General features: G+C 47.0%; 19 protein-coding genes. 8 read left to right on the top strand and 11 right to left on the bottom strand.

Annotated features, from left to right (window positions below):
• Window positions 1-152 precede the first annotated feature (152 nt).
• Together IEY67_RS01180 and IEY67_RS01175 are read right to left on the bottom strand one after the other, a co-directional pair.
• Window positions 153-521: a RhuM protein gene (locus tag IEY67_RS01180; RefSeq protein ID WP_183670359.1), complete on the bottom strand. Its 369-nt coding sequence runs from the start codon at window positions 519-521 to the stop codon at window positions 153-155.
• The gene (locus IEY67_RS01175; protein WP_183670361.1) at window positions 505-1,779 is read right to left on the bottom strand and encodes a site-specific integrase; all 1,275 of its coding nucleotides are present in this window, start codon (window positions 1,777-1,779) and stop codon (window positions 505-507) included. The genes IEY67_RS01180 and IEY67_RS01175 overlap by 17 nt, the downstream gene beginning before the upstream one ends.
• A gap of 401 nt (window positions 1,780-2,180) precedes the next feature.
• Between IEY67_RS01175 and IEY67_RS01170 the strand changes: the two genes are divergently transcribed.
• The 5 genes from IEY67_RS01170 to IEY67_RS01150 all read left to right on the top strand — a co-directional run bounded on the left by IEY67_RS01170 (window position 2,181) and on the right by IEY67_RS01150 (window position 8,933).
• Complete coding sequence (locus IEY67_RS01170) at window positions 2,181-2,612, top strand: ATP-binding protein (protein WP_183670363.1); 432 nt, start codon at window positions 2,181-2,183, stop codon at window positions 2,610-2,612.
• A 220-nt stretch (window positions 2,613-2,832) separates the two neighbouring features.
• Window positions 2,833-6,075: a DUF2723 domain-containing protein gene (locus IEY67_RS01165; protein WP_183670365.1), complete on the top strand. Its 3,243-nt coding sequence runs from the start codon at window positions 2,833-2,835 to the stop codon at window positions 6,073-6,075.
• Between the two features lie 3 nt (window positions 6,076-6,078).
• Window positions 6,079-6,690 (top strand): polysaccharide deacetylase family protein, encoded by a 612-nt coding sequence (locus IEY67_RS01160; RefSeq protein ID WP_122353243.1) that lies wholly within the window; start codon window positions 6,079-6,081, stop codon window positions 6,688-6,690.
• 3 nt (window positions 6,691-6,693) lie between these two features.
• Window positions 6,694-7,647 (top strand): tRNA epoxyqueuosine(34) reductase QueG, encoded by a 954-nt coding sequence (queG, locus tag IEY67_RS01155; protein ID WP_183670366.1) that lies wholly within the window; start codon window positions 6,694-6,696, stop codon window positions 7,645-7,647.
• Window positions 7,644-8,933, top strand: a complete 1,290-nt coding sequence (locus IEY67_RS01150) for a S28 family serine protease (protein ID WP_183670368.1) — start codon at window positions 7,644-7,646, stop codon at window positions 8,931-8,933. The genes queG and IEY67_RS01150 overlap by 4 nt, the downstream gene beginning before the upstream one ends.
• 122 nt (window positions 8,934-9,055) lie before the next feature.
• On the opposite strand, the gene IEY67_RS01145 is transcribed toward IEY67_RS01150, so the two are convergent.
• The 8 genes from IEY67_RS01145 to IEY67_RS01110 form a co-directional block, all read right to left on the bottom strand.
• Window positions 9,056-9,505, bottom strand: a complete 450-nt coding sequence (locus tag IEY67_RS01145; RefSeq protein ID WP_122353240.1) for a YqaA family protein — start codon at window positions 9,503-9,505, stop codon at window positions 9,056-9,058.
• On the bottom strand, window positions 9,493-10,500 hold the full coding sequence (locus IEY67_RS01140; RefSeq protein WP_122353239.1) for a hypothetical protein: 1,008 nt from the start codon (window positions 10,498-10,500) through the stop codon (window positions 9,493-9,495). The genes IEY67_RS01145 and IEY67_RS01140 overlap by 13 nt, the downstream gene beginning before the upstream one ends.
• Window positions 10,501-10,644: 144 nt before the next feature.
• Window positions 10,645-11,913 (bottom strand): phosphoribosylamine--glycine ligase, encoded by a 1,269-nt coding sequence (gene purD / locus IEY67_RS01135; RefSeq protein ID WP_183670370.1) that lies wholly within the window; start codon window positions 11,911-11,913, stop codon window positions 10,645-10,647.
• A gap of 125 nt (window positions 11,914-12,038) precedes the next feature.
• Window positions 12,039-14,240: a S9 family peptidase gene (locus tag IEY67_RS01130; RefSeq protein WP_183670372.1), complete on the bottom strand. Its 2,202-nt coding sequence runs from the start codon at window positions 14,238-14,240 to the stop codon at window positions 12,039-12,041.
• Window positions 14,224-15,834, bottom strand: a complete 1,611-nt coding sequence (locus tag IEY67_RS01125) for a THUMP domain-containing class I SAM-dependent RNA methyltransferase (RefSeq protein ID WP_370449253.1) — start codon at window positions 15,832-15,834, stop codon at window positions 14,224-14,226. The genes IEY67_RS01130 and IEY67_RS01125 overlap by 17 nt, the downstream gene beginning before the upstream one ends.
• A gap of 24 nt (window positions 15,835-15,858) precedes the next feature.
• Entirely contained in the window at window positions 15,859-16,758 is a 900-nt protein-coding gene (locus IEY67_RS01120; RefSeq protein ID WP_122375773.1) for a serine O-acetyltransferase, read from the bottom strand.
• A gap of 59 nt (window positions 16,759-16,817) precedes the next feature.
• Complete coding sequence (locus IEY67_RS01115; protein WP_183670374.1) at window positions 16,818-17,288, bottom strand: hypothetical protein; 471 nt, start codon at window positions 17,286-17,288, stop codon at window positions 16,818-16,820.
• 20 nt (window positions 17,289-17,308) lie between these two features.
• Complete coding sequence (locus IEY67_RS01110; protein ID WP_122353234.1) at window positions 17,309-17,785, bottom strand: pyridoxamine 5'-phosphate oxidase family protein; 477 nt, start codon at window positions 17,783-17,785, stop codon at window positions 17,309-17,311.
• A 1,125-nt stretch (window positions 17,786-18,910) separates the two neighbouring features.
• Here IEY67_RS01110 and IEY67_RS01105 point away from each other — a divergent pair.
• Window positions 18,911-20,737 carry a heparinase II/III domain-containing protein gene (locus IEY67_RS01105; RefSeq protein WP_183670376.1) on the top strand — a complete coding sequence of 609 codons (1,827 nt, stop codon included), beginning with the start codon at window positions 18,911-18,913 and terminating at the stop codon, window positions 20,735-20,737.
• On the opposite strand, the gene IEY67_RS01100 is transcribed toward IEY67_RS01105, so the two are convergent.
• Entirely contained in the window at window positions 20,738-22,099 is a 1,362-nt protein-coding gene (locus IEY67_RS01100) for a phosphatase PAP2 family protein (protein ID WP_229800922.1), read from the bottom strand.
• A 274-nt stretch (window positions 22,100-22,373) separates the two neighbouring features.
• Between IEY67_RS01100 and IEY67_RS01095 the strand changes: the two genes are divergently transcribed.
• Both IEY67_RS01095 and IEY67_RS01090 read left to right on the top strand, forming a co-directional pair.
• On the top strand, window positions 22,374-23,099 hold the full coding sequence (locus IEY67_RS01095) for a succinate dehydrogenase/fumarate reductase cytochrome b subunit (protein WP_122353231.1): 726 nt from the start codon (window positions 22,374-22,376) through the stop codon (window positions 23,097-23,099).
• A gap of 31 nt (window positions 23,100-23,130) precedes the next feature.
• Window positions 23,131-25,074 (top strand): fumarate reductase/succinate dehydrogenase flavoprotein subunit, encoded by a 1,944-nt coding sequence (locus tag IEY67_RS01090; protein WP_075559508.1) that lies wholly within the window; start codon window positions 23,131-23,133, stop codon window positions 25,072-25,074.
• Window positions 25,075-25,100: the final 26 nt, after the last annotated feature.

Here is a 25,100-nt window from a genome sequence, read left to right as displayed (position 1 = left end):
CGTATGTAATTGTCGGAAAATGCATTAAACTCCCAATAGAAGAAATTCAATATTCGGCGAAAAGAAAAACCGTCATTGGTGCTCTCTGATGTGAGAGTAACCAATGACGGCTTCCCTTTTGCGCTTATGTGCCTATAATAAGGTGAGAGTTTTTAGCAAAACCCACCCTTATCCGATTGTACAGAGGATAAGAACATAGGGATGATTTCTTTCCTTGACTCAAACATCCGTTTCATCATCCACTTGCGGAAAAGGTTGGTATAAAAGGTATTCCACTTGTAAGACAACACAATGATGAGTTCCATCGAGTAGAATTCCATCAGCAACCCGTTATCCAAACGGATGAGTTTCAATACCTCATAATCATTTAGTACGTCCGCTTTCAACACTTGCTTTACGGCACGGTTCACGCTTGTCGCCATGATGTTAAAAGGTCGGCTATCTCCCCGGCACTCATCCACACATTGCCACCCGTGGCGACAATGCGGTTGTCCTCTTCTACCATTATCGTGTCGCGCCACATACGTTGTCCTCCTTTCCGTTTTTGTGTGAATCCGACAGGAAACTTTCAATATTCCCCAATCGTTTTTCCAGATTTTCCATGTCTTGATTGAGCTTTTCCTTGGTGATTTTGGCGTAAATTTGGGTTGTGGAAATGTTCTTGTGTCCAAGAATGGAACTGACCGTTTCTATCGGTACTCCGTTGGAAAGCAACACGGTAGTGGCTGCCGTATGACGGGTGACATGCCAAGAAAATGACTTGGTTATGCCACATCTTTTGGCTACGGAACGGATACCTGCCAAGTAAACTGTATAGTGCGGAACGGGAAAAATCCTGCCATCTTCGCTCAATCCTCTATACTTCTCCAAAATGCGGAGAGGAACATCCAATAAGCGGATATTCGATTCCACTCCCGTCTTCTGTCGGTTGATTTTTATCCATTGGTGCTCGTCAAAGTAGGTCACGATGTTCTCTTCCCTCAGATTGCGCATATCCGAAAAACTCAATCCCGTGAAGATACAGAACAGGAACATATCGCGGTATAATTCCTGCTTGGCGTTCTTCAACTTGCCATCCATCAAAAGTTGGATTTCCTCTTTGGTGAGGAATGTGCGTACCGTGTCCTCCTTTTTGATTTCGTAATCACGGAAAGGGTCGTGCACCAACCATTCGTTGCTGATGGCTACCGAAATCATCGTGCGAAGCGGGCAGACGTAAATCCACGCGGTGTTGTTGCAACAATGCTTGTCCGTGCGCAGGAACATATCAAAGTCCATGATGAACGACTGGGTCAGTTCCTTCAAGGCGATGTCCTGCACATGGTAGCGTTGCATGAGAAACTCTTTCAAATGCTTGTACACCACAAGATATTTTTCGTATGATTTCTTAGACTTCATTCCGGCTTCCACCATTTTGGCATAGTCGGCGGTGAATTGCTCATAGACTTTCATCAACGTGTGGCATCGGTGTTCCAACCCCAAGAAAGCGTTCTTCACCTTTTCCGCCGTGACAAAGTTGTCCCTGTCCATGATTTCCTGATAATGGGTGTTTATCTTCACCCGGATTTTGTCCAGCATACGGTTCGTTTCCAACGCAACGGTACTCCTGCCCGTTGCCCGTCCCGTCTTGGTTTCCCAAATCTTGGGGTCGATGGTCAGCTTGCAACTGAATTGCGTCTGCGTTCCGTCCACCGTGATACGCCCCATGATGGGCACCGTCCCGTCCTTTTTCACTACCTGCCGTTTGAGGTAGAAGATTGTCGAAAATGTACTTCTCATTGCTCTACTCGTTTTTTGATTACAAAATTAGTTCGGGTAGAGCCGATGGAATGTATGCAAAACAAGGCAGACCGGAGAAGATAAATCCAAAGGCGAAAAATCTTTGCCAATTATTAGGTATTCAACCACTTATTGCCTAATATTGTGCCATAAAGTGCCTGAATTCCGTTGGTCACGAATAGGTAACGCAGCTCAGGCTTCAATTGGCATTTTCATGGCTTCTCGTGGCGTTCACACACCATTCAAAATTCCTTTAATCATCTGTATCTCAAATCATCTTCCTCGTTTTTCCGTATATCAAGAAAAAGTAGTACTTTTGTAAAATTTATCAAGTATAACTTATAAAAATATGAAGATTATAGAACATATAGTAAAAGAATAAAACCTTTTAAGAGTTCCGCATGATTCGAAATGATGAAGACTTATTTGCTTATCTGAAAGCATTGGGTAATGCTTATCTTATCAATAAGGTAGGGCGGGTTGATGTGAATGGTTTGAAGAAATTTGAAATCGGTGATAAATATTTTTTTGAAGATCTGGGTTTGCGCAATTGCAGACTAGGATCTTTCCTTCAATATGAGGTTTATGTAGGTCAGAAAGATAATCAGGAAATTGATTTCGTGGCGTTGAAACAAGGGAAAAAAGTGTATGTACAGGTCGCTTATCTTATCTCGGATGAAAAAACGCGTGAACGTGAGTTTGGTAATCTGATGACTATTCAGGATAACTATCCGAAATATGTAGTTAGCCTGGATGAATTTAACAGAGGGAGTGATGTAGAAGGAATCATTCATCTTCACCTTGCTGATTTTTTGAAGAGAGAGGTGTTATGAACGATGGAATGGCGTTTTTTGCTATCTGACATTTCTGTCATACAATTGTCATCTTCAGTCACTTAAAAATCAGGTTTTTTTTAATATAATTCTAATCTCTTCAATACAATTTATGGAGTATTAAGGCGTTGGTATTAAACGTAAATGCTTACCTTTGCGGCCGACTGTCCGTGTGAGGATAGCATATATTGACAATTTAATTATCACACTTTATACAAACATGAGAAAGTATAAACTAATCAACAACGTGTTGGGGTGGGTTGTTTTTCTGATCGCCTCTACCGTTTATTTGATGACTATCGAACCCACTGCCAGTTTCTGGGATTGTGGTGAGTTCATTTCTTCAGCTTTTAAACTGGAAGTAGGGCACCCGCCCGGAGCACCGTTCTTTATGTTGACGGCTAACCTGTTCACGCAACTTGCGTCGGATACTTCCATGGTGGCAAAAATGGTGAATTCGATGTCGGCACTTTTCAGTGGGCTGACCATTTTATTCCTGTTCTGGAGTATTACGCACCTGGCCCGTAAGATCATGGTGAACGATGAGGACGAAATCTCATTAGGTAAAATGATCACTATCATGGGTAGCGGTCTGGTAGGTGCGTTGGCTTATACCTTTAGTGATACATTCTGGTTCAGTGCGGTAGAAGGTGAGGTATATGCCTATTCTTCTCTGTTCACGGCATTGGTTTTCTGGCTGATCCTTAAATGGGAAGAGGCGGCAGACCGTCCGCATGCCGACCGTTGGATCGTACTGATTGCTTACCTGATGGGGTTGAGTATCGGTGTCCACCTGTTGAACCTGCTTTGTATCCCGGCTATCGTCCTGGTTTATTATTATAAGAAATTCCCGAATCCTACAATGAAAGGGACCATCTATGCGTTGTTGGTTTCTTTTGCTATCGTCGGATTGATGATGTATGGGGTCGTTCAGGGACTGGTCGAGGTATGCGGTTATTTCGAACTGTTGTTCGTAAATGTACTGGGTATGCCTTACAATTCGGGTGTCTTTGCGTATGTGATTGCTTTGTCGGGCGTCTTGGTCTGGGCCATCTGGGAAACGATGCGCGATGAGATAAATCCGACGCGTATGAAGATTGCTTTTATCGTAGCGATCGTGCTGGTAGGTGTTCCGTTTATCGGTAGCGGTTATGTGATCGCTGTGATCCTGACAGCTGCATTGACGGCTTACCTGTTCATGAGCAAGAAAGTCAATATCAAATTGCTGAATACTATATTGGTTTGCCTGATGGTGATCGTTGTCGGTTATTCTTCTTATGCACTGACGATGATCCGTGCAACGGCGGATACCCCGATGAACCAGAATGCGCCGAGCGATATCTTCACGCTGCGTTCTTATCTGGCCCGCGAACAATACGGTAAGACACCGTTGATCTACGGACAGACATTTGCCTCGGAGGTAAAACGTGAGAACCAGGGTGGTAACTGTGCTCCTGTCACTAAGGAAGGTGAAGCCGTTTGGAGCCGCGTGATCAAGAAAGATCCGAAAGAGAAAGATAAATATTTCGTTTCCCGTCACGATGTTGAATACGAATATGTGGATGAGTTGAATATGCTTTTCCCGCGTATGTACAGCAATGTCGATTCACATGTGGGGGCCTATAAGGAATGGTCGCAGTTTAAGGGAGAACCGGTGAAGTTCAACCGTTGCGGTGAGAATGTGACAGTGATGAAACCGACGTTTGCCGAAAACCTGCGTTATTTCTTCGCTTACCAGCTGAACTTCATGTACTGGCGTTACTTTATGTGGAACTTCTCCGGACGTCAGAACGATATTCAGGGAAATGGCGAGGTGATGAACGGTAACTGGATCACTGGTATCAAGGCGATCGACGAGGTGCTTGTCGGCCCGCAGGATAACATGCCGTCCGATATCGCGAATAATAAAGGACATAATGTCTATTATATGCTGCCGCTTCTGCTCGGTATCCTGGGCTTGTTGTATCAGGCTTATTCCGGTCAGCGGGGTATCCAGAGTTTCTGGATCACTTTCTTCCTGTTCTTTATGACAGGTATCGCTATCGTGCTTTATCTGAATCAGACACCGTATCAGCCGCGTGAACGAGACTATGCGTATGCAGGCTCCTTCTATGCGTTCTGTATCTGGATCGGGTTCGGTGTCGCGGCACTGGCCAAGCTGATCGAGAAGTATGGAAAGTTGCCTGCTGTGGCTGCCGGTTCCATTGCAACCGTATTATGCCTGTTCGTTCCTATCCAGATGGCAGGACAGAACTGGGACGATCACGATCGTTCAGGACGCTACGTTTGCCGTGATTTCGGTGCCAACTATCTGGAATCGTGTGAACCGAATGCGGTGATCTTCACCAATGGCGATAACGATACATTCCCGTTGTGGTATGCACAGGAAGTGGAAGGTATCCGTACCGATGTCCGCGTATGTAACACCAGTTACCTGCAGACAGACTGGTATATCGACCAGATGAAGAAACAGGCTTACGAATCGGCTCCGCTGCCTATCTCATGGGATCGTGCGGATTATATACAAGGCACACGTGATGCCGCCTATATCGTTCCGATGATGGATAAACCTATCGACCTGAGCACAGGTTTGAATTTCGTACGCAGCAATGACCCGAAATTCAAGAAGATACCGGGATTCAACCAGGAACTCGATTATATTCCTTCAGAGACACTGATCTATAAAGTCGATTCGGCTACGGCACTGGCGAAAGGTCTTGCCGACTCTACCGATCTGCTGACAGAGATGACTATCAACCTGAAAGGAAAGACAGCGCTGGGTAAACAGGAACTGATCATCCTGGATATGTTGCAAACCAACAACTGGGAACGTCCTATCTACTATGCGATCACAGTGAACCCAGACCAGTTCGTCGGCCTGGACGGTTACTTTGAACAGACAGGTCTGGCTTACCAGATCGTTCCGAAGCAAGCGGACAAAAACACCAACACAGAGAAGATGTACGACAATGTGATGAACAAATTCAAATGGGGTGGTGTAGATAAACCGGGTGTTTATATCGATGAGAACGTGATGCGTATGTGTAAGAGCTACCGTATGGCATTGTTCAATAAACTGGCTGAAGACCTGTTGAAGGAAGGCAAGAATGAGAAAGCGTTGAACGTGTTGAATAAGAGTATGGAAGTATTGCCGCCGGAAAATGTACCGTTGGATTATACGGCTCTTTCTACCGGTGAGTTGTATTATGCACTCGATGAGACAGAAAAGGCTGAAGAGATCTTTACCGGAATTGCAGAAAATGCCATGCGGAATATCGACTGGTTCTTCCGTCTGAGACCGTCTCAGTTGGCTTCTGTGACAAGAGAGTTGGAACATAACCTGGCCGTCATGCAGCAAGTTCTGGCAGTCAGCAAACATTATAACCCCGAATTTGCTAAGAAGTATCAGGAAGAGTTTGACAACTACCGGATGGCTTACGGTTCGGTTCGCGGAAATAAGTAATATATGTTTATAGAACAACCGCCCTGGTTCTACAGGGTCCTGTTCCCAGGGGTAATCTGGCGGATACCGGCCAAGGAGAAGTGTGTATATCTCACCTTCGACGACGGCCCTATTCCCGAGGTTACCCCTTGGGTTTTGGATATACTCGACAAATATGGTGTGAAGGCGACCTTCTTCTGTGTAGGAGACAATGTCCGCAAACACCCTGAAGTTTATCAGATGGTGCTCGATCGCGGACACCGGGTAGGCAATCACACCTTCCATCATATTCAGGGACTTCAATATTGGACGAAGAATTACCTGGATGACATCGAGCAGGCTGCCGGATATATCCACAGCGACCTGTACCGGCCGCCGCACGGTCATATGCGTTTCCCGCAGGTGGTAGCCTTGCGGAAGAAATACAAGATTATCATGTGGGACGTGGTGACCCGCGATTACAGTCCGCATATGACGCCGAACGGTGTCTTCAACGTGGTAAAAAACTATACCCGCAACGGCTCTGTCATCGTCTTCCACGATTCCCTCAAAGCCGAAACGAACATGCGTGAAGCGATGCCCCGTGCCATCGAATGGCTACAGAAAGAAGGGTATGTGTTCAAGGTATTCGAGTAGATAATGAATCTATCTGTCAGCATAAAGAAGAAAGCGAAAGAATTGGGCTTCGATGCCTGCGGAATAGCTGAGGTCTCTTCCGCAGACACCGAAGCTTTGTTTTTTGACCGCTGGATAGCTGAAGGGTATCATGCAGGGATGAAATATATGGAGAACTACCGCGATATCCGTCTGAATCCCGCCGGATTGATCGAAGGTGCCCGTTCCGTCATCTCTGTCGCTCTTAATTATTATCCGGCACAGAAACAATCTCCCGATGCTCCCCGTATCTCCTATTACGCCTACGGAAAAGACTACCATATCGTACTGAAAGACAAACTCCGCCAACTCTGGCAATACATCACGGAAGAACTTCTTCCGTCTATAGAACCTGCTCCGGAAGCCCGTGCCTTCACCGACTCCGCCCCCCTTCTCGAACGTTATTGGGCCTGGAAAGCCGGCCTTGGCTGGATCGGCAAAAATACTAATCTTATCATCCCCGGTAAAGGCTCTTTCTTCTTCCTCGGTGAGATCGTCACTACGCTGGAACTCGATTACGACAGCCCTCAGGAGAATCGTTGCGGCGACTGCCGCCGTTGTCTCGACGCCTGTCCGACGGGTGCCTTGGAGTCTGCCGGTCATCTGAATGCGAACAAATGTATCTCTTACCTCACTATCGAACATAAAGGCGATATCCCTTCCGAGCTTGCCTCCCGCCTGGGCAACCGTCTTTACGGCTGCGATACCTGCCAGGAGGTCTGCCCCTGGAACCGTTTTGCTGTTCCTACCCGTGAAGAGGCTTTTACCCCGTCGCCTGCTTTCCTTTCCTTTAAAAAAGAAGACCTGGCGGACTTTACCCGTGAAGATTATAATCGTATCTTTGCCAGGTCGGCCGTAAAACGGGCGAAATATGAAGGATTGATCCGTACGATCACTAATAAACGAAGAATTATAAACAACAAGAAAGATAAACCATGAGAAGAACATTTCATCTTCTGCTCCTCTCTTTTCTGTGTACCCTGGTGGCTTTTGCTTCACCGGGCGATTTGAAAGAGAAGCTTGCCTCCCTGAAAGGGATCAGTAACATCGAACAACTCGAATCGGATGTCTATCCGGAGAAGTACCTGGTACGTATCACCCAACCCATCGACCCGAAGCATCCGGAAGCAGGTACCTTTACCCAGCGTGTCGTTATCGGTCATGTCGGTTTCGATCGTCCGACTGTCCTGGTAACGGAAGGTTACGGCGGCGCCTATGCCCTCAATCCCAAATATGAGGAAGAACTGACGAAGCTGTTGAACGCCAACCTGGTCTTTGTGGAGTATCGTTATTTCCTGGAGTCTACTCCCGAACCTTGCAACTGGGATTACCTGACTGCCGAAAATTCCGCTTACGACCTGCATAACGTCAACCAGACATTCAAACAGCTTTATACCGGCAAATGGATCAGTACAGGTATCAGCAAGGGCGGCCAGACCACCATGCTTTACCGTGCTTTCTTTCCCGATGATGTCGATATCTCCGTTCCGTATGTCGGTCCGCTGTGTAAGGGAGTGGAAGACGGTCGTCACGAACCGTTCCTCCGTAAAGTCGGCACAAAGAAAGAACGTAACAGGATAAAGAATTTTCAAACAGAAGTGTTGAGCCGCAAAGCTGAAATGCTCCCTTTACTCGAAGCGCTCTCCAAAGAAAAAGGCTTGGAATACCGTATCCCGATGGCAGAAGTGCTGGATTATTGTGTACTGGAATATCCTTTCGCCTTGTGGCAATGGGGAACATCGGTTTCCGTAATTCCTTCCGTGCATGCCGATACGGAAGCGCTGTTCAAACATCTGATGGATATCAGTAGTCCCGACTATTTTGCCGAGAACCAGCCGAATATCTCTTTCTTTGTACAGGCAGCCCGCGAACTGGGCTATTACGGTTATGACACCAAACCCTTCAAAAAGTACCTGACCATAGAGAGCAGCAAAGGATACCTCAACCGCATCATGCTTCCGAAAGAACTGGTAGACAAGGTAGAATTCCGTCCGGCTCTTTATCATAAGATATATAACTTCCTGAAAGACAATGATCCGAAGATGATCTTCATCTATGGCGAGATCGATCCGTGGAGCGCTGCCCATGCCCCGGTATTCAAAGGGAAGAAGAATGAGCAAGTCTATTTCCAGCCCCGTGGCAGCCACCGTTCACGTATCGGTAATATGCCGGAAGACATCAAGGAAAAGATCTTGACGCAACTGAACCAGTGGCTGGCTGAATAATTTTCAAGCTACGGATAACATAGTAGTGCTGGACACTATAGGTTTATAGTGTCAGGTAGATTAGGATTATAGTGTCAGGTAGATTAGGATTATAGTGTCGGGTATCCTCTCACTATAGTCCTTTAAAACATGCTTTGCACCTTATACACGAACTCCATCCACACCCAGTAGCGGATGGCTTTGCCCAGGAACATGGAGATGGCGACGATCCAGATGTTGGCGCGGAGGAAACCCAGTGCCACCGCGATGAAGTCGCCGATGCCCGGCAGGAAGACGAAGAAGCCCATCCACGAGCCTTTTCCCGCAATCCATTCTTGTACCTTTTGCAGCTTTTTGGCATCCAGTTTGAGGTATTTCTCAATCCATTCCACTTTGCCAAGCATACCGAGCCAGTAACAACTCATGCCGCCCAGGAAATTACCCAAGGTCGCGGCTACCATACAGGGCCAGTAGGCCGAACCTGCCAGCAGTACGCCGGTCAGTACGACTTCGCTGCTGAAGGGCAGGATGGTGGCAGCGAGGAAAGAGGCGATAAACACCCCGATATATCCGTATTCTATCAGAAATTCCATATACGTAAAAATAAGAGGATAAAATAAAGCACGATTGTTGCATAGAATGTCCAGAAGACGATCCTGCCCCGCATCACGGTGAAGAAGTGGGCGATCAGTATCGAAGCCGGGACACAGGCTGTTTCCAGAAACTCTTCCGATGCTTGTTCGTAAAGGAAATAGAGCCCGAATGCCCATATCGACAGAACGATAAGGAAGGATAAGAATTGGCGTGTACGTAAAACATCCTCATATTCGTGCGTAATGATATTGATGGCGGAAACCGCTGTTAAAAGAGCTACGGCCGCAATACCTATCCAGTCGAGCAACCCGATCCCCGTAGCCATCAGGAAACGTATCTTAAACAAGCCCGCAAACGGGATGGTGAACGGCGTAAAGTCACGGAACCAGACGCACCAGGCGAACAGGAACCAGTAAACGGTACCTACTCCCAGCAGGGAGGCAAGGAATGTCCGGATATTCAGCGTCCTGAAATTATACATCCCTATCCAGAAGATGGGAATGAACCAAAGAATATGCACCCACAACAAACTCCCGATCCCGATCAGCAAGGCGGTATTGTAGGCGTTGCTTTTGGCATGGGGGTCGTGGTAGGAGGTGAATAGCTGGTAGATGGCGAGTATCAGGCAGAATACACCGAGCGAGGTGGACTTCAACGGCAGGAAGTCCGGATTGGTGCTGATGAACAGTACGTAGAACAGGAAAGGCAGCAGCGTCTTTTCGCGGATCAGCACCAGGATATAGTTGGCACGGTGGAGCAGGAAGGCTCCCCCGAACATCAACAGCATACCGATGGTATACGTGAAAGCTTTGCCGGGCAATACCTGGCAGATAGCATTCCACAGGGGAGGGGCTGTCACCTCTCCGTATACCGGATAGCCGACCGAGTTGAAATAGCTTACGATCCAGCAGGCAATACAGGCCACCAGCACAACCACAAAAGTGCCTGTGCCTGATATACTGTGCCTGCGGGAGTAATGGTATGTATTGTTCATTCTGAATTAGAAATAATTGAACCCAAATAACAGGTTCTGTAGGGGCGGGGTTTGCCCGCCTTTTGCGACAATAATATAACAACCGGTGAAGATGGGCGGGCAGACCCCGCCCCTACATTCACATCTGATAATATTTAAACTTACTTACAGATCGAACCCGATGTCTTTACGGAAATACTTCCGGTCGAATAGGATGGTCTTTGCTCCGGCAAATGAGCGGGCAAGGGCCTCTTCCTTGTTGGCTCCGTATGAGCTGACGGCGATGACGCGTCCACCGTTGGTCAGGATACGTCCGCTGGCGGCGATGGTGCCGGCATGAAAGAGGATATTGTCGGATGGCACGTCATCCAGTCCATAGATTATTTTGCCTTTTTCATACGCTTCAGGGTAACCGCCGCTTACCAGCATGACTGTAACGGCTGCACGCGGGTCGTGAACCAGGGTGCGGCTGTCGAGGTTACCTTCGGCTATCCCTTCCAGCAGGTCTACCAGGTCGCTCTGGATACGGAGCATGACTACTTCCGTCTCCGGGTCGCCCATGCGGCAATTGTATTCGATCACCTTCGGATCGTTTTCGTTGATCAGGCCGAGGAAGATGAAACCTTTATAGTCGATACCTTCCGCCTTCAGTCCTTCGATGGTCGGGCGGATGATTTGTTCGTCTACCTTTGCCATATATGCTTCGTCGGCGAAAGGAACGGGCGAAACAGCCCCCATACCGCCGGTGTTGAGGCCGGTGTTGCCTTCGCCGATACGTTTATAATCTTTGGCTACCGGGAGCACTTTGTAGTTTGTGCCGTCGGTCATGACGAATACGGAGCATTCGATACCTGTCATGAACTCTTCGATAAGGACTGTCTTGCTGGCATCGCCGAACATACCGTCCAGCATGTTGGCCAGTTCCTTTTTCGCTTCTTCCAGTGTGTCGAGGATCAGCACTCCTTTTCCGGCTGCCAGTCCGTCAGCTTTCAGCACATAAGGAGCTTCCAGCGATTCAAGGAATGCATATCCTTCTTCCAGGTTTTCGGCTGAAATACTCTTATAGCGGGCAGTCGGAATGTTGTGGCGCATCATGAATGCTTTGGCGAAGTCCTTGCTGCCTTCCAGCTGTGCGCCTTCCTTCGACGGGCCGATCACAGGGATATCTGCCAGTGAAGCGTCGTTTTTGAAGAAGTCGTAAACACCTTTTACCAATGGGTCTTCCGGACCTACAACTACCATATTCACATTGTTGGCCAATACGAAGTCTTTGATGGCCTGGAAATCGTCTGCCTTGATAGCCACATTGGTTCCCACCTGAGCCGTACCTGCGTTGCCGGGAGCAATGAATAACTTGTCCGTTTTCGGACTTTGAGCAATTTTCCAGGCTATTGCATGTTCGCGGCCGCCGGAGCCTAATAACAGAATGTTCATATCGTTGTAATTTATTATTATTGTTATATTGCAATATCGAATGTTTAGCCTCAGTTAAAGCAGACGGCAATTGAACTGAGCTTAAAGCCATCCTTGTAACTTAACTGTCAACTGTCACTTGTCAACTATTTAAGGTAGTCGTCAAAGTATCGCGTAATCTTCTCATACAGATGCGGGCGGTCTTTGCCGGTCACGTTGTGCGGATGGCGCGGGTAGACGAAATAGTCCGGATACGTATCGGCATCCACGCAGGCTTTCAGGAAGCCCAGGCTGTGTTGCCATACAACCACAGGGTCGATGTCGCCGTGGATCATCAGGAGGTGTCCTTTCAGGTTGCCTGCCTTCAGCTTCATGTTGGCATTCTTATATCCTTCGGGATTATCCTGCGGACGGTCCATATACCGTTCGCCGTACATGATCTCGTAGTTACTCCAGTCGATCACCGGACCGCCTGCAACGCCTACCTTGAATATTTCCGGGTATGAAAGCATCAGGTTGGTAGTCATGAAACCGCCGTAGCTCCAGCCATGCACACCGATACGGTCGGCATCCACATACGGGAGCGATTTGAGGAAGTCTACCCCTTTGATCTGGTCCGCCATCTCGTTGACACCGAGGTTGCGGTGGATAACACTTTCAAATTCAAATCCGCGGTTGGCCGATCCCCTGCTGTCTACCGTCAGCATGACGTATCCGCGTTGGGCCATATAGATATCCCATCCCCGTACGCCGTTCATAAAGTCGCCGGTAATCAGTTGGGCATGCGGGCCGCCGTACACATAGATAATGGCGGGATATTTTTTGTTTTCATCCAGTCCGACCGGTTTGACCAGGCGGTAGTTGAGATTCGTTACACCGTCGGCAGCTTTGATAGTACCGACTTCGATCTCGGGTAGGGCATAACCTTCGTACGGATTTTCAGCTGTCAGTAGGGTTTCTATCGTCTTTCTGTTTTTCGTCTGTACGATCTCTATCTTTCGGGGAACATCGGGAGTGGAATAATTGTCGATGGCATATTTCCCGTCCGGGCTGATCGAGAGGTTGTGTACCCCCCGTAAGCCTGTGCCTCCGGATATCAGATGAGTCTCTCCTTTCTTCATCTCCAATCGCCAGCCGTTGATGTTTAGCGGTGTCCCGTAACTAAACGAACTCAGCGGATGTGGTTGTGTGGACGTGATGAACAGGTTTTCACCTTTCGGGTCGAAGCCCAAAACATTCATTACGATCCAGTCTCCTTTGGTCAGTTGTTTGAGCAGCTTACCACTGGTATCATAGAGATACAGATGGTTGTAGCCGTCGCGCTGGCTCTGCCAGATAAATTTATCCGGGTCGTTGGGGAGGAAGAGCACCGGGTGTTGCGGCTCTACATACCGGTCGTTCTTTTCAGTGAACAGATCGGCCTCTTTCTCGCCGGTCAGGGCGGAATAACGGACCAGTTGCATTTCATTCTGGTCGCGGTTCAGCTCGGCGATATAGATACTTTTCTCGTCCGGACTCCAGGCTATATTTGTCAGATACTTCTCTTTCGGTGTTCCGGTTTGCAGCCAGACAGTCTCCCCGTTCGACAGGTTATAGATGCCGACGGTTACTTCATGGCTCTTCATGCCTGCCATCGGATACTTCCGCGGTTCCGCTTTGGCACAACGGGCATCGATATTCACGATGGGATAATCGGTTACCATACTTTCATCCATCCGGTAAAAGGCTAGGGCAGAGCCTTTCGGCGACCAGAACAGCCCTTTGTTAATACCGAACTCCCGCTGGTGAACGGTCTGTCCGCAGACAATACCGTCTTTTGTTTCACGTGTAACAATGCTGGTCTGATTGTCCGGTGAAAGGATTTTGATATTATTCCCGTCCGTGAATGCCAGGTAACTGTTTGCCGGGCAGAACTCGTAATTGCTTCCTGCTTTATCCAGTCGATAATCGGCAACGACTTTCCCTTCCTGCATATCGTAATGGATACGATGCTGTTTCTGGGTAAAGGCCAATATCTGTTTCCCTTTATAAGGAACCGAGAACGACGGCATACGGGCCACGGAATCGAGGCCGGCAGCCTGCAACGCCTGGTTCAGTCCGGAGCGGCTGACGCGTATTTCGGGATAGTGCTTTGGCTTGGCTCCTATTACACTGTTCTTCTCTACATATATATACATGTCGCCGGCCCATTGTAACCCCGGCCGATTCTCAGGAACAAAACGGCTGTGCGTTTTCCCCCCGGGGATCAGGTCGTGTAAGGTGAACTGTTTGTCCTGTGCCATCAATGTTATAGGTGTAGATAAAACAAATGCACAAAGTAGCAGTGATGATTTAATCTTCTGAATCATCCTCTCTCTTTTTGAATGTTTTCTTGAAGGAACTGTCGCCGAAATTCCGTTTGTCCGGACGGTCATCGAAGCGCTTCCGGTTGGAGTCGAACCTCTTCCGGTCGCCGTTTTTTCCGTCTTCCGTCTTATAGCGCATCTTTGCCGGTCTTTCGCCAAAAGGCTTGCGATCCGGGCGCTCGCCTCCAAACTGCTTACGCATCGGACGCCCGTCATTGCGCTCTTCTCCAAAATAACGTTTTCCGGGTGTTGCTGCTGCGCGTTCTTCTTCATCTTCGCTATGAGCGGCGGCAAAGCGGCGGGCAGGACTATCCATGCGGTCGTACTTCATGTTGGGGCGTGTTGAAGAGAATGGGCGGTCGTTATTCCGGCTTCCGTACTCTTTTCTTGGGAACTCAGTCTTGGGACGTGAGTCGGATGGTGTTTCTCCTTCTTCGCTCAGTGCTTTCTTATAGTCTTTGTTCTTTCCTTCAAAGATATCGTAGCAACGGTATTCACAATCGAGCGAACCGTTGATCAGTTTCATTTTCTCATTAGGGCGCAGGCCAATCTTGTCGAAGCATTCGTCTTTGTAACTTAGTATCCATACTTTATAACCGGTGAATACATGTTTGATGCGTTCGCCGATCATCGTATAGAGACCTAGTAAGTCGCGGGTGGAGATACGTTCGCCATAAGGCGGATTGGTAACCATGATACCCGGCTGCGGTGCTTCCGTAAATTGTTGGAAAGGCAACACTTTCAGGTCGATATATTTAGCCAGTCCGGCGCTGCGGATATTCTTCTGGGCGATCTCGATGGCCGCCGGGTTGATATCCGAGCCGTAGCATTTGAAGGTGAACTCGCGTTCCTTGCTCTCGTCGTTATAGATACGGTCGAACAGTTCCTGGTCGAAGTCGATCCATTTTTCGAAAGCAAACTCTTTGCGGTGGATACCTGGAGCGATGTTCAGGGCGATCATGGCTGCTTCGATCAGCAAGGTACCGGAACCACACATCGGATCGACGAAGTTCGATTCGCCTTTCCAGCCTGTTTTCAGGATCATACCGGCAGCCAGCACTTCGTTCAGCGGTGCTTCCGTCTGTTCCACACGATAGCCGCGTTTGTGGAGGCTCTCGCCGGAACTGTCGATAGACAAGGTACAATCGTTGTGGGAGATATGTATGTTGATATATAAATCGGGATTGTTCACACGTACGGACGGGCGCTTGTTGTGCTTCTCCATGAAGTAGTCGACAATTGCATCTTTGGTACGGTAAGCCACGAATTTGGAGTGATTGAAATCTTCCGAGTAGATCACGGAGTCGATCGCGAAGGTCTTATCCAGTGACATGTAGTTTTCCCATGCGACCTTTTTTACTTCCTTATAAACCGTATCGGCATCTTTTGCTTTAAAGTGATAGATAGGTTTCAGGATGCGTAAGGCGGTGCGGCAACAGAAGTTCGCCCTGTAAAGGACTTCTTTATCTCCTGTGAAGGATACCATACGACGGCCAATCTCTATGTCGTTGGCACCTATAGCTAATAACTCACCGGCCAGTATTTCTTCTAACCCGTACAGGGTTTTGGCCACCATTTCAAATGTCTCGTTATTCATTTGTGTGCGTTGTAAGAAAAGATATTATTTAGTTACTTTATTTTGTGTTATAACATCGCCGGGAGGAATATCGCCGGTGATCCATACGTTACCACAGACCGTAGCTCCCTTGCCGATCCGTATCCTACCCAGCAAAGTGGCATTGGAATAGACGGTTACGTCGTCTTCCAGAATCGGATGACGGGCTACGCCGCGGATAGCATTCCCGTTTTCGTCGGGGGGCAGTTTCTCTCCGGCAAGGCTGACGCCCTGGAAGATACGTACGCGGTTCCCGATGATACTGGTTTCGCCTATCACGGTTCCTGTTCCGTGGTCGATAGAGAAATAGTGTCCGATCTCAGCTCCCGGATGGATGTCGATACCTGTCTCGGAATGAGCCATTTCGGTGATCATACGGGGGATGAAAGGGACACGTAGCTTATAGAGCTGGTGTGCGATGCGGTAGTTACAGATTGCCCGGAATCCGGGATAGCAGAATATGACTTCGCTGATGTTCTGTGCTGCAGGGTCGCCGTTGTAGGCGGCTTCGGCATCGGTCGCGAGCAGGCTTCGCATTTCCGGCAGGGTAGAGATAAATGCTTCGGTAAGTTCCTCCGCATGGGCTTGTATTTTCTCTTCCGGACAGGATGTACAACTTGTGTCGGCCAGGCAAAGTCCTGCGTAGATCTGCTGGCAGAGTAGGGTGTGCAGGGTTTCTACGTTCACTCCGGTATGGAAACGGAGGGTTTGCTTGCTGATCCGTGCATTCCCGTAGTAACCCGGAAACAGGATTGCGCGGCACAGGTCTATGATGTCCTTCAGTACTTCTCCCGAAGGTAATGCCTCTTCGTCACGGTATGCATGAAACAGTTGTTTGTATGAGCTCTCGTCCGAAAGCTTCTCTACTGTTTCATTCAGTACCTTGCTATGCTTTTGCAATCCCATTATTTTGAACGTCTTATTTTGGGCAAAAGTACATTAAATATCTGATATATGCGTACTTTTTAATAGGTTAAAACAATTCTGAAATGAGACGTAGGAGGTCTTTGATCTAAAATGAAATCAGAATATTTTACTGTGAATATGACAAAACCGTCGGTTGTATATTCATAGCTGTAATATTCTCTCCATTGATAGTTGTCTTCTTCTCTCAAAGGTAGAATTGCAGGAAGAGGAGTTTGCGCCTCTATGTCGGTTTTATAATCCAGATACATATATGCTGTTACTAATCCGTCTCCATAGGTATCGAGATAGGTATTGAAATCAGTATCTTTGATTTTATAGTCGTATGAATAATAGGCCGGATCACCATTTTTGTCTTTCTGGACTTTCCATTCGTTCGACATTATTTCGACGTTTTCCACTCCCCAATAAGTTATACCACCATCTTGTCCGTCTCGTCCCGGAGGGCCTGCCGGTCCTTCACACGAAGCGAACAGGAACACCATTAAAAATATTGCTAACAAATTCTTCATAAATTCATTCTCTTAAATGTTTAGTATTTCTTGTGTGGAGCCCCGAACTCTTTGCATGTTACTTCATCGAGGTCTACCAGCCATATTTTTACATTCTTTACTGCCGGATCGGAATAACGAAATTCTTTGTCCGAATACTGCTTCATAATAATATTCAACGCCTCTGTTTTCTTGTCGAAATCCTCTTCAAACCGCACTTCTCCCCAGCCTATGACGCTTTTGGAACGCATGCGGTAACTACAAGCCACTTCGGGATGCTGGAATACCAGGTCGTGGTCGGTACTGAAGGTGACACACACCTTCGGGTTCCGTTCCAGGATAGAGATACTTCTGCCTTCCTGCGCTGAATGTAAATAAATAACACCATTCTGATAACCAAAGTTCATGGGAATGACGTAAGGTGTGCCATCTGTATCTGCCAGCCCGACAAAGCAGACGTCGCAGCTACGGATAATCTCCTCGATATGTTCTTTCTCTGTGTGTACCAGTGTTTTCATTACTTTTTTAATTATGCTTTTGCAAACATAGCTAAAAAAGTTCAATTCTCCTGAATTAGAGGGGCACTAAATAATTTTTAGAGGAAGGATAGGGGTATTATTCTATTGGAGGTGTTGCGGTGATTTGTCAAAAAGAAAGTCATGTTCAAAATGAAATGTCAGGATGTTGTGCTTCTATTTGGATGACAAAATGATAATTTATCTTTGTCTGGGTAGCTTCTGTAAGGAGAGTATAGGGACTTGTGTATTTTATGGGCTTGTGCAGGGATGGATGGTTGATGTTTTGCTATGTAAAAAGGAATTATTACGATATTGTGATTTTTATGTAGTCGTTTTTGGTGGCGTGGTCTTTTTAAATGACTGCGATGTGTGCTCTTTTTGATATTTCTTGTCTGGTCGTGTTATTAGCTATTCTGGCATGTCGAATATGCCGGATAACATGTTTTTGTTCTGTTATAGGAGCTTATCCGGATGGTTTATTAACAAAAATTCACCTGAAGAGAAGCCTCATTTCGTTTTAAATAAAATGTCAGTTCGTTTTAAACGAATTTTTAATCCGTTTAAAACGAGATGGGCAAGATGGTTTAGTATTCTCTGGTGTTAATATATGTTTATTTGGCTCTTCCGGAAGTGATAGGTGTGGATTTGCATGTGTTAGCAAATATGATCTTTTCTAATCATATAGAAAGTGAATATCCTGTTTGCTGATCATTTGTTGTTATTCTAAATGACAGCTAGAGTAGGCTTCTCCAACAAATTATTGTATTAAGCTGTTTCACAATTAGAAATAATTGAACTATCCGAGCAAGCGATCAGTCATACATAAAACATGCTTAGTTACAGGTTCATTTGCCGTTGGTTTTAACCAACGGATTAGTAAATGCTCTCTCTCTTTGGACTTTAGTCCCATTTAAGCAGTCTCTCTATTGAAGAGAAATGTGGCTGAAGCCAAAAAAGAGAGAAAACTTGTAAACCGTCAGTTAAAACTGACGGCAAATAGACCTGTAATAGCTAAGTCACTTTAATAAGGGGATAGCTCAAATCAGATAAAATGTGAGTCTATATGAATTTGCTGAGAGGTTATTTTATATATTTGTACCTAGTAACTCGTTAACATACTGACTTATGAATAAAGCTGCCCTTCTTGTTGTGTTTTGTATGACCTTGTTCGTCCCTGTTTGTGCGCAGGGGATACACTTTGATTCTTATCCTTCCCATCCCCGTTTGCTGGTTAAGCAGGGAGAAGAACAGAAGATAAAATCCGGTCTGGCACATAATCCGGAGATACTCCGGTTGCATGAATATCTTCTTCGGCAATGCGATGCTTTCGCGATGAAGCCGATGCTGACCTATAAAAAAGAAGGGAAGCGCCTACTTGCCGTATCACGGGAAGCTTTGCGGCGCATTTTCTATCTCTCTTATGCTTATCGCATGACAGGGGAGGAGAAATACCTCCTGCGTGCCGAGCAGGAAATGATTGCTGTTTGTTCGTTCAATGACTGGAATCCCTCGCATTTCCTGGATACAGGTGAAATGACCATGGCGGTTGCTCTCGGTTATGACTGGTTGTTCGATAAACTATCTCCGGATACGCGGAAACTGGTGAAAGAGGCTATTCTGAATAAAGGTTTTGCCCCGTCTCGCGATAAGCGGTATAACTGGTTCCTGAGTGCATCCAACAACTGGAACCAGGTCTGTAATGCCGGGTTGGTTTACGGTGCATTGGCTGTTCTGGAGGATCATCCGGGGGAGGCGCGCGAGATCATTGAGCGGGCTTTGTCTACAGTCGGTTTGACATTGAAAGGGTATGCTCCCGATGGTGCCTATCCCGAAGGATATAATTATTGGGGATATGGAACTACCTTCCAGGTACTTATGAATGCGGCACTCGAATCGGCTCTGGGGTCTGATGGCGGACTTTCTGAGGCAGAAGGTTTTCTGGCTTCCGCCCGCTTTATGCAATTTATGACCGGGACGACCGGCAAATGTTTTAATTTCAGCGATTCGCGTGAGTCGGTCTTTGCCTTGCCCGCTATGTATTGGTTTGCCGATAAATTGCAGGACCCTTCTTTGTTATGGAATGAGAAGGATATTTTAAGCCGGGCCGAGTTGTCGTTCTCCGATGAGGAAAACCGCTTTTTGCCATTGATCCCTATCTATGGATCGCAATATAAAATGAAAGAACTGATGCCTCCTGCAACTAAGTTGTGGGTTGGAAACGGACAAACGCCTGTCGTATTGATTCGTACGGGATGGCAGGACGGTGAAGGTTTTTATCTGGGAATAAAAGGAGGAACAGCTTCGACCAGTCATGCCCATATGGATGCCGGATCGTTTGTTTTTGATGCTTTGGGTGTCCGCTGGGTGCAGGATTTGGGCATGCAGGAATACTATTCGCTGGAAAAAGAAAATGTAGATTTGTGGAACTCTTCACAGGAAGGGCAACGCTGGGATGTATTCCGTTATAATAACCTGGCTCATAGTACGCTGACTGTAAATGGCAAATATCACCGTGTAAAAGGCTTCGTGCCTGTGACAAATATATACTCGGATGATCATAAGCTCGGTGCTTCTCTGGAAATGACAGGATTGTTCGGGGGAGATTTGAAAAGTGCCGTCCGCGAAGTCGCGCTAATCAATGAAAAATATCTTTCGGTGACCGACCGGGTACAGGCAGACGGCCAGCCTGCTTCCGTCAGGTGGACAATTGTGACCGGAGCCGTTCCCCGTGTATTGGACAGCCATATGGTGGAACTGAAAAAAGACGGTAAATGCATGCAACTGATCGTGGATAGTCCGTCTGCCACAGCCATATCTATTCTGGATAATGTATCGAAGAATAGTTATGATGCTTCCAATGAAGGAACATACCGGGTCGTTTTCGATGTAAACCTGGAAAGCGGACAGGGTGAAGAAATCAAGGTACGGCTCGTTCCTGCTACCGACCGATAACTACCAGAACAGGGCCGTCACTGTGGCACCGATCGTAAAATAGTGCATCTTATGTTTGCTTAAATGGGATTCGCCGTAGGTCGGTTTATCATTGGCGAGGCTGGTCAATAGCTGGTAAGGGGCTTTCAGAAAGGTATAATCGTAATCCACGAACATACGTATCCCCAAATTGCGATTGACTATTCCGGTTGCTGAAATACCTGTGCGCAGGATGTAATTACTGCTGCCTTCCCCTTTCATGAAAGCGATATTGTTCACGGTTGTGTAAGGAGCTTGCTTTTCCTGCAGGTCCATTTCGACATCATTTTTAACCAGGTGGGAATATCCTGCCTGGAACTTTGTTCCCAGGAGCAGTTTACCGGCTACCGGCAAGGAGAAATAAGGCCCTGCCGTAAAGGTAAAAATACCGGTAGGATCTGCATGGACACGGGTAATGTTGTATTTGGTCGAAGGGGTTGTCCCGGTGTATAGCGACATATCGAAAGCCATCGGACTGGCGAGCGCCGTCACTTCGCCTCCGATACCGAAATAAGGGTTGAAGAAATAACCACCTTTTACGCTTACGTTGGTTGCTCCCGGAGAACTGAGCCGTATATTCTTGCCGATCTCGACGCTCCCGTTGATGATGCTGTATCCGACTGAAAATTCAAGGAAAGACGGCCTTCCGCCTTTAGGGGCAGATTCCCTGAGCTTATCAGGCAGATTCAGTCCTTTGTCTTTGAAAATAAGGTCGGCGAGGAAATAACCCAGTTCGGCGGATAAGATACCGATACCGGCACCTGCCAGTACGTCGCTCAGCCAGTGGCGGTTGTTCAGTTGGCGGCTGAAAGCGGTGGCGGTCGCTACTGTATATCCTCCTATGCTGTATAACGGGCTGCGTGTCAGGCCATACTCCCGGTGCATGATGGTGGCCGCCATAAAAGCAGTTGCCGTATGCCCCGAAGGAAACGAATTGTTTTTAGAACCGTCCGGCCGTTCCCGTTTGATGGTGTATTTCATGCTGTTGACGGCTGTCGCCATGATACCGGCGGCAAACAGGTCCGATACAAGTAGGCGAGGCCACGAACTGCGGCTTTCCACACCTCCCAGTTTCATTCCGATCACGGCTGCCAGCGGGGCATATTGCAGGAAATCGTCATACCTGTAATGGAAATCAGGTACGTGGGTATTGCGTAATGTCCGGAATTTATCTCCCTGCCTGTAGGTGATGGCCGATATGACAAAAAGAGGCACGGGAACGCGCAGCATCTGGTATACCTTATTCTCTGATATTTTATTGTAAGTGGTTTCAAACTCATTTCTTGAATTCCTGAATATCAAGCTGTCTTTCCGCTGGGCATCGACAGTTGATGTGATAAGCATTATAAATAAGATGCTTAGTGCTTTACGTTGTAACATGCAATCCTCTAATTATTTTGCGAAGATATGAAAAAGCAGGTGCGTGCCTGTTACATTTTAGTTAAATTCTGTCTTGATCAAATATTGCGTTTTACTGCTCCCGAAATGTATGGGTTTGATTGGCGAAATATTTCTTTAATCGTTTGCGTGATACGTGTATTTAGCATACCTTTGCCTGACAATTGGGTACATTGATATGAATCTTTAAAAACAATTAAATAACTTAAATTATTATCTTATGTGGTTACTTAATTCTTCTATCGGGAAAAAGCTCATTATGAGTATTACAGGGCTTTTTCTTGTTTTGTTCTTATTGTTCCACTTGTCAATGAATGTGGCGGCTGCTTTCTCGGGAGAAGCCTATAACATGATTTGTTCATTGCTGGGAGCTAATTGGTATGCCGTTGCAGCAACACTGGTGCTGGCTGCAGGCGTTGTGATTCACTTTGTGTATGCTTTGATGTTGACACTTCAGAACCGTAAGGCTCGTGGTAACGACCGTTATGCAATCAACGCTCGTCCGAAAGGTGTGGAATGGGCATCTCAGAACATGCTGGTACTGGGCATTATCATTGTCCTGTTCATGGTGTTGCACTTCAGCCAGTTCTGGTATAAGATGATGTTCGCCGAACTGATGGGCAATCACACAGTAACTCTTTGCGACGGAACGACTACCGTATCTCCTCAGGACGGTGCAGCGTTTATCAACTACTATTTCCAGGGTAATATCCTGAACACAGTTCTTTACCTGGTATGGTACGTGGCTTTGTGGTTCCACCTGACTCACGGATTCTGGAGCGCTATCCAGACAATCGGTTGGAACAATACGATCTGGATGAACCGTTGGATCTGCATTTCAAAGATCGTAGCAACTGCTATCTGCGTGATCTTTGCTATTATTACTATCGTATTCTACCTGAATGGTGTAGGCGGTGATTATGTAGCTGTTTGTGCAGGACATTAATTTAAGGTGTAACAATTGAAAATAAATCATTATGACTCAGATAGATTCTAAAATCCCTCAGGGCCCGTTGGCTGAGAAGTGGAAAAATTATAAAGATCATCAGAAACTGGTGAATCCCGCAAACAAACGTCGCCTGGACGTAATTGTAGTTGGTACTGGTCTGGCCGGTGCTTCTGCTGCTGCCTCTCTGGCTGAAATGGGATTCAATGTATTGAATTTCTGTATCCAGGATTCTCCCCGCCGTGCACACTCTATCGCTGCACAGGGTGGTATCAATGCTGCAAAGAATTATCAGAATGATGGTGACTCTGTTTACCGTCTGTTCTACGATACAATTAAAGGTGGTGACTACCGTGCCCGCGAAGCAAACGTTTATCGTCTGGCTGAAGTGTCAAACTCTATTATCGACCAGTGCGTGGCACAGGGTGTACCTTTCGCTCGCGAATACGGTGGTCTGCTGGATAACCGTTCATTCGGTGGTGCTCAGGTATCCCGTACATTCTATGCCCGCGGTCAGACCGGACAGCAGTTGTTGCTGGGTGCTTACTCTGCTTTGAGCCGTATGATCGGTTTGAACAAAGTAAAAATGTACACTCGTCACGAAATGCTGGACGTTGTTAAGGTGGATGGCCGCGCTCGCGGTATCATTGCCCGTAACCTGATCACCGGTAAGATCGAACGTTTCTCTGCTCACGCCGTAGTGGTTGCAACAGGTGGTTATGTAAATACATTCTTCTTGTCTACTAACGCAATGGCTTCCAATGGTTCTGCTGCATGGCAGTGCTACAAGAAAGGTGCTTACTTCGCTAACCCTTGTATGGTGCAGATCCATCCGACTTGCGTACCGGTGAAAGGTGACTATCAGTCTAAGTTGACTTTGATGTCTGAATCATTGCGTAACGATGGTCGTATTTGGGTTCCGAAGAAACTGGAAGATGCAAAAGCATTGCAGGCCGGAACAAAGAAAGGTAAAGATATTCCTGAAGCAGACCGCGACTACTATCTGGAACGCCGTTATCCGGCATTCGGTAACTTGGTTCCGCGTGACGTGGCTTCACGTGCTGCTAAAGAACGTTGCGACGCCGGTTTCGGTGTAAACAACACAGGTTTGGCCGTGTTCCTCGATTTCTCCGACGCTATCAACCGTTTGGGTAAGGATGTTGTGAAAGCTAAATATGGTAACTTGTTCGACATGTACGAAGAAATTACCAACGACGATCCATATGAAACTCCAATGATGATTTATCCTGCATTACACTACTCGATGGGTGGTCTGTGGGTTGACTATGAATTGATGACTTCTATTCCGGGTCTGTTCGCTATCGGTGAAGCTAACTTCTCTGACCACGGAGCTAACCGTCTGGGTGCTTCTGCGTTGATGCAGGGATTGGCCGATGGCTACTTTGTATTGCCTTATACAATCCAGAACTATCTGTCTGACCAGATCCAGGTTCCGCGTTTCAGCACCGATCTGCCTGAGTTTGCAGAAGCTGAAAAGGGTATCAAAGACCGTATCAAGAAATTGATGAGTATCAAGGGTAAAGAGTCAGTAGATTCTATCCATAAGAAACTGGGTCATATTATGTGGGAACACGTAGGTATGGCACGTGATGCAAAAGGTTTGCAGGAAGCGATCCAGATGTTGAAAGACCTGAAAAAAGAATTCTGGAGTAATGTATATATCCCGGGGGAAGCCGATAACCTGAACGTAGAGTTGGATAAAGCATTGCGTTTGGCTGACTTTATTGAGATTGGTACATTGATGGCACACGATGCATTGGATCGTGCCGAATCTTGTGGAGGACACTTCCGTACAGAGCACCAGACCGAGGAAGGCGAAGCCCTGCGTCATGACGATAAGTTCATGTACGTATCTTGTTGGGAATACCAGGGTGAAGACAAAGACCCGGTTATGCTGAAGGAAGATTTGAACTATCAGTTCGTTGTTCCTCAAACACGTAACTACAAGAAGTAATAATCATCAATCACAAAAATTAGAAT

The sequence above is a fragment of the Parabacteroides faecis genome, assembly GCF_014647375.1.
Taxonomy (GTDB): domain Bacteria; phylum Bacteroidota; class Bacteroidia; order Bacteroidales; family Tannerellaceae; genus Parabacteroides; species Parabacteroides faecis.
Note: the sequence above shows the minus strand (reverse complement) of the source record. Positions and strands in the feature narration are given on the sequence as shown.

Bases quoted from the DNA above. Each gene is read 5' to 3' on its own strand.
- IEY67_RS01175 (WP_183670361.1), bottom strand. From the start codon at position 1,779: ATGAGAAGTACATTTTCGACAATCTTCTACCTCAAACGGCAGGTAGTG.
- IEY67_RS01170 (WP_183670363.1), top strand. From the start codon at position 2,181: ATGATTCGAAATGATGAAGACTTATTTGCTTATCTGAAAGCATTGGGT.
- IEY67_RS01165 (WP_183670365.1), top strand. From the start codon at position 2,833: ATGAGAAAGTATAAACTAATCAACAACGTGTTGGGGTGGGTTGTTTTT.
- IEY67_RS01160 (WP_122353243.1), top strand. From the start codon at position 6,079: ATGTTTATAGAACAACCGCCCTGGTTCTACAGGGTCCTGTTCCCAGGG.
- queG (WP_183670366.1), top strand. From the start codon at position 6,694: ATGAATCTATCTGTCAGCATAAAGAAGAAAGCGAAAGAATTGGGCTTC.
- IEY67_RS01150 (WP_183670368.1), top strand. From the start codon at position 7,644: ATGAGAAGAACATTTCATCTTCTGCTCCTCTCTTTTCTGTGTACCCTG.
- IEY67_RS01145 (WP_122353240.1), bottom strand. From the start codon at position 9,505: ATGGAATTTCTGATAGAATACGGATATATCGGGGTGTTTATCGCCTCT.
- IEY67_RS01140 (WP_122353239.1), bottom strand. From the start codon at position 10,500: ATGAACAATACATACCATTACTCCCGCAGGCACAGTATATCAGGCACA.
- purD (WP_183670370.1), bottom strand. From the start codon at position 11,913: ATGAACATTCTGTTATTAGGCTCCGGCGGCCGCGAACATGCAATAGCC.
- IEY67_RS01130 (WP_183670372.1), bottom strand. From the start codon at position 14,240: ATGATTCAGAAGATTAAATCATCACTGCTACTTTGTGCATTTGTTTTA.
- IEY67_RS01125 (WP_370449253.1), bottom strand. From the start codon at position 15,834: ATGAATAACGAGACATTTGAAATGGTGGCCAAAACCCTGTACGGGTTA.
- IEY67_RS01120 (WP_122375773.1), bottom strand. From the start codon at position 16,758: ATGGGATTGCAAAAGCATAGCAAGGTACTGAATGAAACAGTAGAGAAG.
- IEY67_RS01115 (WP_183670374.1), bottom strand. From the start codon at position 17,288: ATGAAGAATTTGTTAGCAATATTTTTAATGGTGTTCCTGTTCGCTTCG.
- IEY67_RS01110 (WP_122353234.1), bottom strand. From the start codon at position 17,785: ATGAAAACACTGGTACACACAGAGAAAGAACATATCGAGGAGATTATC.
- IEY67_RS01105 (WP_183670376.1), top strand. From the start codon at position 18,911: ATGAATAAAGCTGCCCTTCTTGTTGTGTTTTGTATGACCTTGTTCGTC.
- IEY67_RS01100 (WP_229800922.1), bottom strand. From the start codon at position 22,099: ATGCTTATCACATCAACTGTCGATGCCCAGCGGAAAGACAGCTTGATA.
- IEY67_RS01095 (WP_122353231.1), top strand. From the start codon at position 22,374: ATGTGGTTACTTAATTCTTCTATCGGGAAAAAGCTCATTATGAGTATT.
- IEY67_RS01090 (WP_075559508.1), top strand. From the start codon at position 23,131: ATGACTCAGATAGATTCTAAAATCCCTCAGGGCCCGTTGGCTGAGAAG.